11 protein-coding genes are annotated in these 14,363 nt (G+C 40.1%); 10 read left to right on the top strand and 1 reads right to left on the bottom strand.

Annotation, left to right across the window (positions count from 1 at the left end; translation table 11 throughout):
- Positions 1-11: 11 nt before the first annotated feature.
- The 7 genes from pyrG to lepB all read left to right on the top strand — a co-directional run bounded on the left by pyrG (position 12) and on the right by lepB (position 8,110).
- Positions 12-1,634: a CTP synthase gene (gene pyrG / locus SanaruYs_RS02140; RefSeq protein WP_127120856.1), complete on the top strand. Its 1,623-nt coding sequence runs from the start codon at positions 12-14 to the stop codon at positions 1,632-1,634.
- Positions 1,634-3,463, top strand: a complete 1,830-nt coding sequence (yidC, locus tag SanaruYs_RS02135) for a membrane protein insertase YidC (RefSeq protein ID WP_127120855.1) — start codon at positions 1,634-1,636, stop codon at positions 3,461-3,463. Before pyrG ends, yidC begins: the two co-directional genes overlap by 1 nt.
- A gap of 323 nt (positions 3,464-3,786) precedes the next feature.
- Positions 3,787-4,563 (top strand): ParA family protein, encoded by a 777-nt coding sequence (locus SanaruYs_RS02130; protein WP_127120854.1) that lies wholly within the window; start codon positions 3,787-3,789, stop codon positions 4,561-4,563.
- Complete coding sequence (locus SanaruYs_RS02125; RefSeq protein ID WP_127120853.1) at positions 4,560-5,477, top strand: ParB/RepB/Spo0J family partition protein; 918 nt, start codon at positions 4,560-4,562, stop codon at positions 5,475-5,477. Before SanaruYs_RS02130 ends, SanaruYs_RS02125 begins: the two co-directional genes overlap by 4 nt.
- A gap of 37 nt (positions 5,478-5,514) precedes the next feature.
- A complete protein-coding gene (locus tag SanaruYs_RS02120) occupies positions 5,515-6,135 on the top strand; it encodes a DUF5683 domain-containing protein (protein ID WP_127120852.1) in 621 nt (206 codons plus the stop codon).
- A 2-nt stretch (positions 6,136-6,137) separates the two neighbouring features.
- The gene (gene dapB / locus SanaruYs_RS02115; RefSeq protein ID WP_127120851.1) at positions 6,138-6,851 is read left to right on the top strand and encodes a 4-hydroxy-tetrahydrodipicolinate reductase; all 714 of its coding nucleotides are present in this window, start codon (positions 6,138-6,140) and stop codon (positions 6,849-6,851) included.
- Positions 6,852-6,967: 116 nt separating this feature from the next.
- The gene (gene lepB, locus SanaruYs_RS02110) at positions 6,968-8,110 is read left to right on the top strand and encodes a signal peptidase I (RefSeq protein WP_127120850.1); all 1,143 of its coding nucleotides are present in this window, start codon (positions 6,968-6,970) and stop codon (positions 8,108-8,110) included.
- A 655-nt stretch (positions 8,111-8,765) separates the two neighbouring features.
- Here the strand turns inward: lepB and SanaruYs_RS02105 are convergent.
- On the bottom strand, positions 8,766-11,228 hold the full coding sequence (locus tag SanaruYs_RS02105; RefSeq protein ID WP_127120849.1) for a ligase-associated DNA damage response DEXH box helicase: 2,463 nt from the start codon (positions 11,226-11,228) through the stop codon (positions 8,766-8,768).
- Between the two features lie 99 nt (positions 11,229-11,327).
- Here SanaruYs_RS02105 and SanaruYs_RS02100 point away from each other — a divergent pair, with 99 nt between their 5' ends.
- The 3 genes from SanaruYs_RS02100 (at position 11,328) to crtID (ending at position 14,356) form a co-directional block, all read left to right on the top strand.
- Positions 11,328-12,197: a MerR family transcriptional regulator gene (locus SanaruYs_RS02100; RefSeq protein ID WP_127120848.1), complete on the top strand. Its 870-nt coding sequence runs from the start codon at positions 11,328-11,330 to the stop codon at positions 12,195-12,197.
- A 166-nt stretch (positions 12,198-12,363) separates the two neighbouring features.
- Entirely contained in the window at positions 12,364-12,864 is a 501-nt protein-coding gene (locus SanaruYs_RS02095) for an RNA polymerase sigma factor (protein WP_127120847.1), read from the top strand.
- Positions 12,865-12,886: 22 nt separating this feature from the next.
- Positions 12,887-14,356 carry a bifunctional phytoene desaturase/3,4-desaturase gene (gene crtID, locus SanaruYs_RS02090; protein WP_127120846.1) on the top strand — a complete coding sequence of 490 codons (1,470 nt, stop codon included), beginning with the start codon at positions 12,887-12,889 and terminating at the stop codon, positions 14,354-14,356.
- Positions 14,357-14,363 lie beyond the last annotated feature (7 nt).

Genomic DNA, 14,363 nt, shown 5'->3' with positions numbered 1-14,363 from the left:
CACAACCACGCATGTCTAACGTTAAGTACATTTTTGTTACCGGAGGGGTAACCTCCTCCCTCGGAAAGGGTATTATCGCTGCTTCCCTGGCGCGCTTGCTCCAAGCCAGGGGCTATCGTGTTACTATTCAGAAGTTTGACCCTTACATTAACATCGACCCAGGTACCTTAAACCCATACGAACATGGCGAATGTTATGTGACCGATGATGGTGCTGAAACCGACCTTGATCTTGGTCATTACGAACGTTTCCTGAATGTACCTACCTCTCAGGCAAACAACGTTACTACCGGCCGCATCTATAATAATGTTATCACAAAAGAGCGCAAAGGCGAATATCTAGGTAAAACTGTTCAAGTTATCCCGCACATAACCGATGAAATTAAGCGTAACATCATGTTGCTTGGGCAAGATGACAAGTACGACTTCATTATCACTGAGTTAGGCGGAACTGTGGGTGATATCGAGTCACTTCCCTTTATAGAAGCAGTGCGTCAGGTGAAGTGGGAATTGGGTCCCGGCAATTCATTGGTGATTCATTTAACGCTTGTGCCTTATCTGGCTGCCGCCAAAGAATTAAAAACAAAGCCAACACAACACTCTGTAAAAGAACTCTTAGAGGCTGGTATTCAGCCTGATATATTGGTTTGTCGTACCGACAGACCCTTGCCAATGGATATTCGTAAGAAATTGGCACTGTTCTGCAACGTAAACATCAACTCTGTAATAGAAGCGATGGATGCAGACACGATTTACGATGTGCCTCTACTTATGCGTAAAGAGAAGTTGGACGAACGAGTACTTTCTAAACTTAAAATTCCTATAAAAGGTGAACCTGACTTAGAAGGCTGGAAGGATTTTCTGGGTAAACTCAAAAACCCGGATGAAGAAGTAACTGTTGGACTTGTGGGGAAATATGTTTCCCTACCTGATGCCTATAAGTCTATTGCTGAGGCTTTTGTACATGCCGGTGCCGAGAACGATTGTAAGGTAAACGTGAAGTGGATTTCTTCAGAAGATATTAATAAGGAAAGCGTTGCAGAAACCCTGAAAGGACTTGATGGTGTGCTGGTGGCCCCTGGTTTTGGCGAGCGTGGCATGGAAGGTAAAATTGAAGCCATCCGATTTGTGCGCGAAAACAAAATACCATTCTTCGGTATCTGTTTAGGCATGCAATGCTGCGTTATTGAATTCTCCCGCCACGTATTAGGTTGGGCAGATGCCAGCTCTACTGAATTAAATCCTGCCTCCAAACATCCTGTTATTGACATGATGGAGGAACAGAAAAAAATAACCACCAAAGGTGGTACCATGCGTTTAGGTGCCTATGCTTGTAAAATCAAGAAAGGAACTAAAGCGTACGCCATATACGGTGAAACATCTATACAAGAGCGTCACCGTCATCGCTACGAATTCAACAATAAGTATTTCGATAAAATTGAAGATGCTGGTTTGAAAGCTTCTGGCATAAACCCCGATTCTGGTCTTGTTGAAATTGTTGAATTAAAAGATCACCCTTGGTTTGTTGGTGTGCAATACCACCCTGAGTTAAAAAGCACCGTAATGAACCCTCATCCGCTGTTTGTAAAATTTGTTGAAGCAGCTATTAATCATAAGAAAGAAGTAGAGAAATAATGGATAGAAACACCGCGATCGGGATGACCCTCATGGGCGCCCTCTTACTAGTTTATTTTTATTGGTTTAGTCCCACGCCTAAGCCAGAAGCAATACCTGCAGCTACTACTGAGTTAGCCACTGCGTCTGCATCAACTACGGGGGACAGCACAACATCAACTAATACCGCCTCACAGTTTGATAGCGCTAAACTTTCTGCTTTGCAGGGATTTGGAACTTTTGCAACAGGTCGTGAGGAAAAGGTAAGTGTTGAAACACAGGATCTTAAAGTTGAATTCTCTACCAAAGGTGGTGTTATCAAATACCTGGAGCTAAAAAATTATAAAACCTATTTTGGTAAGCCATTGGTTTTAGTTGAGCCACGTTCAAACGCTTTTGAATTATCAACAAAGGTAAAAGGTGAACCACTTGACCTCTACACACTTTACTACGGTTCTCAGGTCAGCAAGAAGAATGACACTACCATAGTAACTTTCTCTTTGCGTAATGAGACTGGATCATTTACCCAAACCTATAGCATTCCACCCGTTGGTTATGAAATTGGTTATAGTCTAAAAAATGGCGGCTTGGCAGAACAGCTCAGCACAGAGCAACTTACATTGAACTGGACTAACATACTTCGTCCTCTGGAAAAGGATTTAGCTGACAGCCGTAATAACACCACGATCAATTCTTATACGGTAGCTGGTGAATTCGATTACATCAGCGAGCGCTCTACCGACACAGAAACAGAAACATTTGCCGACCCATTGAAGTGGATCAGTTTCAAACAGAAATTCTTCCTGGCCTCCATTATTGCTAAAGAAAGTTTTGCCGGTGGTGAGGTGCAAACATCTGTTAACCAATCTGATACCTCAGTTGTAAAACGTGCTCATGCTAAATTATTTATTCCTTTAAAAGCTGTAACCGATAGTAAAGCCGACTTCACTTTCTATTTCGGTCCTAACGATTACAACCAATTAGAAAAAGTAACAACAGGTTTTAACGAAAACGTTTACCTCGGTTGGGCACCTATTAAATACATTAACAAGTTTGCTATTCGCCCGCTGTTTAATGTGTTGGTTGATTTCAACATGAATTACGGTTTAGTAATTCTGGTATTGGTAATCATTTTACGTCTTGTATTGCTGCCCCTCTCCTACAGCTCTAACCTGAGCATGGCTAAGATGAAGGTATTAAAGCCAGAGCTGGATGAAATTAAGGAGAAATTCCCTGATGATATGGCTAAGGCTCAGCAAGAGCAAATGAAGCTTTACCAACAAGTGGGTGTCAATCCAATCAGTGGTTGTATTCCTGTGTTGCTTCAATTACCAATCTTAATGGCCATGTTCTATTTGTTCCCGAACAGCATAGAATTGCGTCAGGAAAGTTTGTGGTGGGCCGAAGACTTGTCTTCTTATGATTCTATTCTAACATTACCATTTACCATTCCATTCTATGGTAATCACGTCAGCTTGTTTGTGTTATTAATGACAGCTGCCACACTTTACTATACCTGGCAGAATAACCAAATGACTACAGTACAAGGCCCGATGAAATCATTAGGGTATATCATGCCGGTAGTATTCATTTTTGTATTGAACTCATTTCCTGCAGCGCTAAGCTTCTATTACTTTGTTTCAACCATGGCTACCATTGTACAGCAAGTCGTTATCAAGCGTTTTGTTGATGAGGACAAGATTAGATCGGTAATGGACGAGAACCGGAAGAAGATTGCCGCTGGTGGTGGTACTAAATCTAAATTCATGAGTAAACTTGAAAATGCGATGAAGGCTAGCGAAGAAGCGAGGAAAAAAGCGGATGAGGCTAAGAAGACAAAGAAGAAGTAATTTAAGATTTCAGATTTCAGATTTGAAATTCAATGTCGTTTAGTTAAGCCTCCATGGTCATCCTCTTCTTCTGGAGAGGACTGGAGGTGAGGCCATAAAGAAGGATTAACTAAACGACATTGTTCATAAAATTTTAATCAACTGAATACCAGACACTTAATTTGCAATTTAATATTTGAAATTTTGAATTGTCTGATTGTGGATAAAGCGTGGAACGTTTGTGGAACATAAAATATCCACCACATAACAAATCATCTATATTTGAAGCCCTGACGAAATCTTGAGACGTCAGGGCTTTATTTTTTACTTATTCTATCCGCACAATGGGAAAAATCATCGCGATTGCGAATCAAAAAGGAGGCGTAGGCAAAACCACCACCGCCATCAACCTGGCAGCCAGTTTAGCAGTGCTTGAACAAAGAACGCTACTTATTGATGCCGACCCACAAGCAAACTCAACTTCTGGTTTGGGGATTAACCCAAAAGATGTTGAAAACGGAATTTACGAATGCATGGTTGACGGGGTGAAAGCACAAGATGCCATTGTAAAAAATGAGCAATTGAAAATGCTTGATATTATCCCTTCGCATATTGACCTGGTGGGCGCAGAAGTAGAAATGGTGAGCATAGAACGCAGAGAAGAAAAAATGCGTGAAGCCCTTAAACTGATTAAAAACGATTACGATTACGTTATCATTGACTGCTCTCCGTCCCTGGGCTTGATTACCATCAACGCGCTAACGGCAGCAGATTCAATTATTATACCTGTACAATGCGAATATTTTGCATTAGAAGGATTAGGCAAATTGTTGAATACCATTAAAATTATTCAAACCCGGTTAAACCCTGGCCTGGAAATTGAAGGTATTTTATTAACACTTTATGACTCACGCACAAGTTTGGGTAATCAAGTGGTAGAAGAAGTAAGAACACATTTCCAGAAAATGACTTTCGCTACAATCATACCGCGTAACGTTAAGTTAAGTGAATCGCCCAGTTTTGGTTTACCAGCAATTGTGCATGATGCGGAAAGTAAGGGGGCTATCAGCTACCTGAACCTGGCAAATGAGATTTTAAAGAAAAATGGTAAGTCGAAATGAGTAAGAAAAAAGCTTTAGGCCGTGGACTCAACGCTCTGTTGAGCGATAATGATACGACCGACCGTCTGGAAGCAGAAATGGCAGTAGCCAATGTTGCCCCACCAAGTAGCCCCAGAAGTGGTATTAATGAAATTCTTATTTCTGAAATTGAAACTAACCCCTTTCAGCCCCGCACCCATTTTGATGAAGATGCTTTGCTGGAATTGGCGGAATCAATTAAAGTTCATGGCATTATTCAGCCAATAACCGTAAGACGCTTAGCGCACAATCAATACCAATTGATTTCGGGTGAAAGACGCTTTCAGGCCTCTAAACTAGCAGGCCTTGAAATGATTCCTGCCTACATCCGTGCTGCCGATGATCAGCAGATGCTGGAGATGGCTTTGATCGAAAACATTCAGCGTGAAAACCTGAATGCCATTGAAATTGCCCTTAGCTACCAGCGTTTATTAACAGAATGTAATCTTAAGCAAGAACAATTGGGAGAACGTGTAGGTAAAAACCGGGCTACAGTAACCAACTACTTGCGTCTGCTTAAACTCCCACCTGATATTCAGATCGCAGTACGAGATAACCGTATAACCATGGGGCATGCCCGTGCTATCATTAACGTAGACAGTGCCGATCAGCAATTGTACATCTTTAAGAAGACCTTGGCTGAAGAATTGTCGGTACGTAAAGTAGAAGAATTGGTGCGCGAAATGAGTGGCGCTAAAACCGAAAGTGCCCCTGCCCAAATTCAGGCGGGTGGCAGTGCAGCTGCTAAAGAAATGTCTCAGCTTCAATCTAAACTATCATCGCACTTCAGTACAAGGGTAATGGTAAAAAGTGATGGTAGAAAAGGCGAGATTAAAATACCTTTCGTGTCGGTTGAAGATTTGAATCGCATACTCGACATTCTTCGTGTATCTTAGCGCCTCAATGTGTAACAGTATCAAAAAGCATTTTAGAATGAATCTGTCAGCGACCCTAAAAATGGTGACTGCAAGTCTTTCTATTTGTTTGTTTTTGAGCTTACCCACATCGATGCAGGCTCAGGATAGCTTGGGAAATACGGTTATCAATACCTCCCCTGCTATCATTCAACAAGAAGCTCAAACCAAGGCCGACTCTGCTAGAATGGCCTATATTGCTAAACGCTTCAATCCACAAAAAGCCCTATTATATGCGGCTATTTTACCAGGTTCAGGTCAGGTTTACAATAAGAAATATTGGAAAGTGCCACTCGTTTATGGCGGTTTTGTTTTTCTCGGTTACTACATAGATTTCTACAATGATAACTACCGTTTCTATCGTGGTGAATTGTTTAAAGACCTAAATACAGGCACAAATTCAGTTGGTCTACCCAGGCCTAGCTTAAGAACTATTACTGATCGATATCGCAGAGAACGTGATTTCTTTATTATCCTGACAGGGTTATGGTATGCCTTACAGATTGTAGACGCACATGTCGATTCTCATCTAAAAGAGTTCGACATTAATCCAAACCTTCAGGTAAGGGTCGAGCCAAGCTTTAAACAAGACATGCTGCTTGGACGACAAAGTGGTTTTACAGTTTCAATTAGATTCTAAATATGAATATTCTACTCATTGGTTATGGTAAGATGGGTAAAACCATTGAAAGTCTGGCCGTAAAAAAAGGACATCGCATTGCTGGAATCATCGACATTCATAATCAGGAGGAGATTAAACACATTGAAGCCGATGTTGCTATCGAGTTTTCAAGACCCGAAGCAGCCTACGAAAATGTAAAACGGTGTATCGAAAGGAAGCTACCCGTTGTATGCGGCACAACTGGTTGGTTGGAGCAGAAAAAGGAAATTGAAGCACTTTGTGAACAGCAACAAGGCACTTTTTTTTACGCCTCAAATTTCAGTGTTGGTGTTAATATCTTTTTTAAGGTGAATGCTCACCTGGCCAAACTCATGAATGGATTTCCTGGATACAATGTAATAGTAGACGAGATTCATCACACGCAGAAAAAGGACGCGCCTAGTGGAACGGCCATTACAATAGCAGAAGACATTCTTAAAAACCTGCAACGCAAAAACAGCTGGATAAATAAGAGCGAAGAAAATGATGAGCAACTCTCTATTGTCTCGCACCGCATAGATCCCGCGCCTGGCACCCACAGTGTTAAGTACACTTCAGTTATCGATGATATTGAAATTAAACACACTGCACATACGCGAGAAGGTTTTGCCTTAGGCGCTATAGAGGTGGCTACCTGGATTGTGCAAGAAAAGAAACAAGGTCTTCTAAATATGGATGACTTTTTGAAATTATAGAAAGGTATTAGCGACCTATATTCCTGTAAAGATGCCATTCATTTAAAATGAGGTACTTTCCCTTAAAAGTCGTGTTTTCAAAAGATTTAACTTTATTTGCAATCTGATATTTGATTATGAACTGGCAGTTTTGGAAAAAGAACAAAGAGGAAAAGAAAGAAGTACAACCTAAATCAAAAGTACGTGAGTGGGTTGACGCTATCGCTTTCGCAGTAGTTGCAGCTACCCTAATCCGTTGGTTGATTATGGAGGCATACACCATTCCTACACCTTCAATGGAGAAATCATTGTTAGTGGGCGACTTCCTGTTCGTTAGCAAGTTCCATTATGGTACACGTACGCCTAAAACACCATTGCAGTTACCGCTTACGCACCAGAAAATCTGGTTCACTAATATCCCTTCTTATAGCAAGGCCATTCAGCTACCGCAATATCGCTTACCCGGAATATCAAGTGTAAAGCGTAACGATGTTGTTGTATTTAATGTACCCGGTATAGAAGAAAACAATTTGTACTTACCCAAATCTAAATGGATAGATTATCCTGTCGATTTGAAGACTAACTACATCAAACGCTGTGTAGCCATTGCCGGTGATACTTTGCAGATTAAAGATCATCAGGTTTATATTAACGGAACATTATCCGAGCAGGAACCTGGTTTACAACATGATTATTCTGTTTATGCTAAAAGTCAGATCAACGACAGGATATTAGATAAGTATGAAATCGATGGATTTCAAATCTTAAGCAACACAGATAATCAGGTAAGGTATGCCATGCCCCTCACGCAAGAAACTGCAGAAGAGTTAAAAAAACTTCCCTTCATTGACTCAGTCGTTTTCGAAACTAGAAAGAACGTAGAGTTTAACATTTACCCTGATGCTGCTAAATTTCCATGGAGTGGTGACTTCTTCGGGCCTCTGGTTGTACCTAAGGAAGGCATGACCATTAACATTGATTCAACAACACTTACGCTTTATGGTAAAATGATTGAGCGTTATGAGTATAATGAAGATGTTAAAATGGAGAATGGTAAACTATTTATAGACGGCAAAGAATTAAGCACCTACACTTTTAAGCAAAATTATTATTTTATGATGGGTGATAACCGTCATAATTCTCTCGACTCACGTTATTGGGGTTTTGTGCCGGAGGATCACATTGTTGGTAAAGCTTTCTTTATCTGGTTGTCGTTAGACAGTAACGCCAGCTTCTTTAATAAAATCAGGTGGAGCAGGTTTTTTAATCTTATTCACTAACATTAAAAAGTTTGAAATAAAAATGCCGGATTAAGTCCGGCTTTTTTTATGCGCATCATTTTTCTTGCCCATTAAGGAGACGTATTCATATAAAGACAATCACTCTGCAAACCTCAGCGATCTTTGCGGTTAGCTTTTTAAACCGCAGAGTACGCTAAGATTCGCAAAGAAAAAGAAGTCAATAACTCCGCGAATCTCTGCAAGCTTTGCGGTTAAATTTTAAAAAAAATGCCGGATTAAGTCCGGCATTTTGTTTGCAGAAAAGTATGGTTGGTTGGTCAATCAATCATTAATAACAATACCTTACCTGATAGCGGGCGGTTGCCTGCAGATGCCCCCCCCACAGGAAACAAAGATCTACCCGCTACCGGAAGGTAATGTTAAAAGGTATGCGTCTTACTAAACCGAAATACCCAATATCAAAATACGTTTGCCATCACTGATCAAAAATATTTTGATGAAGCAATTTGCTATCAATACAAGGTAAAGCCTAAAAAATGGCGTATACAAAGGGTAGACAACTAAAATTATTCCAGACAATGTTGGTATGTAAACAGTAGACTCAAATAGATTAGAGTGTAAACTATTCTAATAAGATCAGATAACTCATGAAAAAGTTCTTAATTAGAAATAAGCTTAGCAACGACCAAGAAAATTACTCGTACTGAAGTACCATTCTTCTCACCTGATCTTCTAGTTTTTCGTTACTGATTTTCTCTCTTAAGCGGTCCACCATAATTGGGAAAGCAAAAGGTGTTGGTTTCTCTGGACTTTTAAGAATAATTTTCTGGCTATTAATTCTATCCAAAGCTTTTCTTAACCTACCTTCTTCAAGCTGAAAATCCATTACTTCTTCAAAAGCTTGGCGTAGCAGTAAGTTGTGTGCTTCATAATCGTTAAAAACATTGAAGAAGAGCTGTGTACTCGATTGTAAATGTCTGTCTTTAATTGGCTGACCGGGGTAGCCTTTAAACACTAAACCTGCAATGGCTGCTATGTCTCTGAATTTTCTTCTGGCCATCTCTGTAGCGTTAATACTGGCCTGAATATCCTTTAGTAATTTTTCAGTATCAAAAAGATTTTCTTCCAGTGCTTGTTCAATAGGGATAGGCTGATCACTTAACAACTCAAAACCGTAATCATTCATGGCAATGGAGAATGTAATGGCTTGTATTTGTGAAATGCGATAAGCCATTAAAGCCCCCATACCTTCATGTACAAAACGTCCTTCGAAAGGATACATTACTAAATGATATCCTTCTTTGGTTTCAAAATATTCAATTAGAAACTCAGACTTATTGGGCACATGCGATCTTTCTTGCTGTAACTGAAATAGCGGTTTAAGGAAAGTCATCTCTTCATCATGATCTGTGCCCGTAACCATTTCATGAATCTTGTTACGAATTAGTTCGCTCAACTGCGATGACAAAGGCATACGTCCACCTTGCCAGGAAGGCACCAAACCAGTTTTCTTTTTGGAGTTACGCACATGTGCCTCCATGCCCTGCATACGAATAAGCTCCAGATTTCTGCCAGCAAACCAGAATACATCTCCTGGTTTTAGTCTTGAAATAAAGTACTCCTCTATTGTTCCTAAAAATTTTCCGGACTGGTATTTTATAAGTATGGCAGTATCACCAACAATAGTTCCAATAGACATACGGTGACGCATGGCAATTTTCCTGTTGTCTACTTTATATACATCTTCTTCTACAACTACTTTTCTGTATTCATCATAAGCTTGTAAAGAATCTCCTCCAGTTACTATAAAAGCGAGCAGCCATTCCCATTCTTCATCACTAATTGAAGCATAACTGAAGGTACTCTTTACTTCTTGAAAAGTATCCTCTGATGTAAAACCTCCACCTACGGCCAGCGTGATTAAGTATTGAACCAATACATCAAATGATCTGATATAAGGAAATCTGTCTTCAACAATGTTACGTTCCAATGCTTCACGAATGGCAGCGGCCTCCATAAGTTCAAGGGAGTGCGTTGGCACAAAATGGATTTTACTGGTAGCACCAGGTTGGTGTCCACTCCTGCCCGCTCTTTGTAGAAAACGTGCAATGCCTTTAGGTGCACCAATTTGTATTACCGTTTCAACTGGTCGGAAATCTACCCCTAAATCAAGACTTGATGTACAAACCACTGCCTTTAATTTACCTTCATGCAATTGTTCTTCAACCCAATTACGCAAGTCTTGTGATATAGAACCGTGGTGCATGGCAATCAATCCGGATAACTCTGGTGCTGCATCCAGCATCTTTTGATACCATATTTCTGCAAAAGATCGGGTATTCGTGAAAATAAGTGTCGTCTTACTCGCTTTCACAATGTCAATCACCTTCATCAGCAGATGAATACCCAAATGACCGGCCCAAGGCATTTTTTCCAATGCATCAGGCATAACGGATACGACTTCAATTTTCTTCTTAATATCAGCGCGAATAATTTTACCAGGTACTGCCAATGTGTTTCCCAGCAAGGCTTCTACTGCCTGGTCCATATTGCCAATGGTGGCTGATATACCCCAGATCTTTAAAGAAGGTGATAACTTTTTAAAACGAGAAAGCGCAAGCTCGACTTGAACACCACGCTTTGAACCCATCAACTCATGCCATTCATCAACCACCACTACTTTTAAATCGGAAAATAATGTAGCATGATCTTTCTGTGCCAATAGCAAATGCAAGCTCTCTGGGGTAGTAATTAACAGCTGAGGTGGTTTTTGCTTTTGCTTCTCCCGTTCTTTAATGCTCGTATCGCCAGAACGTATACCCACTTGCCAGGGTATTTCCATGCCTTCCATCATTCTGTTGGCCGACAAATAAATCTCCTTAGATAGCGCACGTATGGGAGTAACCCAAATGGCTTGCAAACCCTGTGGGTTATCCTTTTTATAATTAGGGTGAGTTCGAATATACTCGAGTGCTATCGGAACTAACAATGAATAAGTCTTCCCACTACCTGTTGGTGCGTTTACTAAACCACTTTCGCCATTCAGGTATGCCTGCCATGTATCAGTTTGAAAAGCGAAAGGTTTCCAGCCCTTGGAATCAAACCAATCGGTACCATGTTTGAGCAAATCAGAACTATGGCTTAACTTGGTGGGCATAATGAAGGTTTAAACATTACAGAGTACTTACTGTTATAGAAGGTTAAAGATTGGCTAAAAGCAAAGTTTATCCAACAAATTTCTTGAACCAACAAACCAATGGGATCATATTCAATTAAAGAGCTGGAACAACTGTCGGGAATTAAAGCCCATACCATACGCATCTGGGAGAAACGGCACAGAATAATTGAGCCCGCCAGAACCGATACGAACATACGTTATTATTCTGATGCAGAATTAAAGAAGATCATCAGTGTATCGCTGTTAAATAACAACGGTATCAAGATTTCCAAAATTGCTGACATGAGCAATGACGACCTTTACAAAAAGGTGCTCGAGATCAGTGAGCTTAAAAGCGATTTGTCCATACACATAGACCAATTGGTAATGGCTATGATTGATATGGAAGAAGAGCAATTCGAAAAAATACTCTCTAACTTAATTTTACGTTATGGTTTTGAAAAGACTATTACAGAAATAACCTACCCCTTCCTTGAAAAAATAGGTGTGTTGTGGCAAACGCAAAACATCAGCCCGGCACAGGAGCACTTCATTTCAAACCTGATCAGACAAAAGATGATTGTGGCTATTGACGGTTTAGCCATCCCACCCCATGAATCGAAGCGTGTTGTACTTTATTTAAGAGAAAAGGAATTGCATGAGATTGGATTACTATTCTACCATTATGTAGTAAGAAAGAATGGTTACCGAACTTATTATCTGGGCCAGAACGTACCACACGAGGATTTATTCCAAGTAGTTCAACAACATAAGCCGGAAATACTGATTACTTCAATTACCAGTGGCAGCGAATTGATTACAATGGAGGCTTACTTAAGTAAACTTTCTGCTGATTTTCCTCAAAATAAGCTTTTTATCTCAGGAATGCAGCTCGCAAATTACACAGGTCCTATTCCTGAAAACGTCATTTTGTTTAAAAATGCCTTAGCACTGAAAGATTTACTTTAAGATATCAGTACAAAGTATTGACGGTCAAACGAAAGAGGCATACGCCTCTTTTTTTTGTTTAATACCATTCATAAAATTATTAAACAAAATATGGTATATAATTCAGTATTCTTTTGTTTTGTTCAACTTATATCGCATATTTGTTAAACAAAAAACAAAGAAGCATATGACCGCCATCGAATTCTCACACAAAGTTGCTGGTTTGCGTCCAACGCTCCAGACTTTTACACGCAGGTTCACATCAAGCCGCGAAGAATCGCAGGACTTAGTTCAGGACACTATTATGAAGGCCCTGATGTATAAGGACAAATTTCGCGATGACACTAACCTAAAAGGTTGGTTGTTCACCATCATGCGTAACACCTTTATTAACAACTACAGAAAAAATCAACGTGCTAAAACATCGCACGATACTACCAAGGAGTTATACTTTCTGAACGTGAAAGATGATCATACTTTTAATTCACCTGACTCCAGCTACGAATACAAAGATGCCTGGAAGAAGATTGAGACCGTGAAAGATGAATTGTTGATCCCATTCAAGATGCATACTTCAGGGTATAAGTATAATGAGATCGCTGATCATTTGAATATTCCTATCGGTACTGTTAAAAACAGAATCTTTCATGCACGCAAAGAGATTCAAAAACAGTTGGAGGGTTATTAGTATCTTCCCGAAAACATTTTGAATGAAGAAAATTGCTGTAATAGGTTCTGGTTTTGCGGGATTATCTGCAGCCAGCACTTTAGCTAAGGCTGGTTACGATGTTACTGTTTTTGAGAAGAATGAGGGTGCTGGCGGTCGCGCGCGTAAGTTTGAAGTAGATGGTTATATGTTTGACATGGGGCCAAGCTGGTATTGGATGCCTGATGTGTTCGAGAGCTACTTTAACTTCTTTGGTAAAAAAGCTTCTGACTTTTACACCCTTAAAAGGTTAGACCCCTCCTATCGGATTTACTACAGTAAAGAAGAAGTGCTTGACGTACCTGCAGGATTAGAGGCATTGTATAAAATGTTTGACAAGCTGGAGCCAGGTAGCAGTGTACATCTTAAGAAATTCATAGCAGAAGGCAAGTTCAAATACGAAGTAGGTATCAATAAATTAGTAAGAAAGCCTGGGCTTTCCCTTACTGAATTATTTGATATAGATCTTTTTAAAGGGCTCTTCAAACTTCATGTTTTCGAGTCTATTAGTACATACGTCAAGAAATATTTCAAGCATCCCCAACTCGTTCAATTGTTGGAGTTTCCTGTTTTGTTTTTAGGTGCTACTCCTGAAAATACTCCTGCGCTTTACAGCTTAATGAATTATGCCGACCTAGCATTAGGCACTTGGTATCCGGAAGGAGGCATGCATAAAATTGTGGAAGGTATGGTGAGCGTTGCTAAAGAGCAGGGAGTAAAATTCGAATTTAACAGCGGGGTTCAAGCTATTGATACAGAAGGCAACAAGGTTAAAGGTGTTACGGTAAATGGTACCTTCGCACCTTTCGATTATGTTGTAGCTGGTGCCGATTACCATCACGTAGAACAGACTTTATTACCCCCGGCCTATAGACGTTATACAGAGGCTTACTGGGATAAGCGCGTGATGGCGCCTTCATCACTCATTTTTTACCTAGGGGTAAATAAGAAATTAAATAAGCTTTTACATCACAATCTTTTCTTTGATCAGGATTTTAGTAAGCATGCCGTTGAGATTTACGATGACCCAAGCTGGCCTAGCAATCCGCTTTTTTATGTATGCTGTACATCAAAATCTGACGATACTGTAGCCCCTGCAGGTCATGAGAATGTTTTCATTTTAGTACCTGTAGCACCAGATTTAGAAGACAATGAGGCTATACGTGAAAAGTACTTTTATATGGTGCTTGATCGATTGGAAAAGCTGACTGGAGAAGGCCTTAGGGACAATATTGTTTATAAGAGAAGCTATGCCCATAGGGATTTTATCTCTGATTACAACGCTTTTAAAGGAAATGCCTATGGTTTGGCGAATACCCTTAAACAAACGGCCAATCTTAAGCCCTCGATCTTAAACAAAAAGCTAAATAACTTGTTCTATACGGGTCAACTCACTGTTCCCGGCCCCGGAGTTCCCCCTTCATTGATCTCTGGACAGGTTGTTGCAGAAGAATTGATGAAAAGAGATCGATAAAATTGGC

The sequence above is a fragment of the Chryseotalea sanaruensis genome (genome assembly GCF_003990915.1).
Taxonomy (GTDB): domain Bacteria; phylum Bacteroidota; class Bacteroidia; order Cytophagales; family Cyclobacteriaceae; genus Chryseotalea; species Chryseotalea sanaruensis.
Note: the sequence above shows the minus strand (reverse complement) of the source record. Positions and strands in the feature narration are given on the sequence as shown.

What these genes read in the sequence shown, in the direction of transcription:
- lepB (WP_127120850.1), top strand. Translation starts at nt 6,968, where the DNA reads ATGAACTGGCAGTTTTGGAAAAAGAACAAAGAGGAAAAGAAAGAAGTA.
- SanaruYs_RS02130 (WP_127120854.1), top strand. Translation starts at nt 3,787, where the DNA reads ATGGGAAAAATCATCGCGATTGCGAATCAAAAAGGAGGCGTAGGCAAA.
- SanaruYs_RS02100 (WP_127120848.1), top strand. Translation starts at nt 11,328, where the DNA reads ATGGGATCATATTCAATTAAAGAGCTGGAACAACTGTCGGGAATTAAA.
- crtID (WP_127120846.1), top strand. Translation starts at nt 12,887, where the DNA reads ATGAAGAAAATTGCTGTAATAGGTTCTGGTTTTGCGGGATTATCTGCA.
- yidC (WP_127120855.1), top strand. Translation starts at nt 1,634, where the DNA reads ATGGATAGAAACACCGCGATCGGGATGACCCTCATGGGCGCCCTCTTA.
- SanaruYs_RS02095 (WP_127120847.1), top strand. Translation starts at nt 12,364, where the DNA reads ATGACCGCCATCGAATTCTCACACAAAGTTGCTGGTTTGCGTCCAACG.
- dapB (WP_127120851.1), top strand. Translation starts at nt 6,138, where the DNA reads ATGAATATTCTACTCATTGGTTATGGTAAGATGGGTAAAACCATTGAA.
- pyrG (WP_127120856.1), top strand. Translation starts at nt 12, where the DNA reads ATGTCTAACGTTAAGTACATTTTTGTTACCGGAGGGGTAACCTCCTCC.
- SanaruYs_RS02125 (WP_127120853.1), top strand. Translation starts at nt 4,560, where the DNA reads ATGAGTAAGAAAAAAGCTTTAGGCCGTGGACTCAACGCTCTGTTGAGC.
- SanaruYs_RS02120 (WP_127120852.1), top strand. Translation starts at nt 5,515, where the DNA reads ATGAATCTGTCAGCGACCCTAAAAATGGTGACTGCAAGTCTTTCTATT.
- SanaruYs_RS02105 (WP_127120849.1), bottom strand. Translation starts at nt 11,228, where the DNA reads ATGCCCACCAAGTTAAGCCATAGTTCTGATTTGCTCAAACATGGTACC.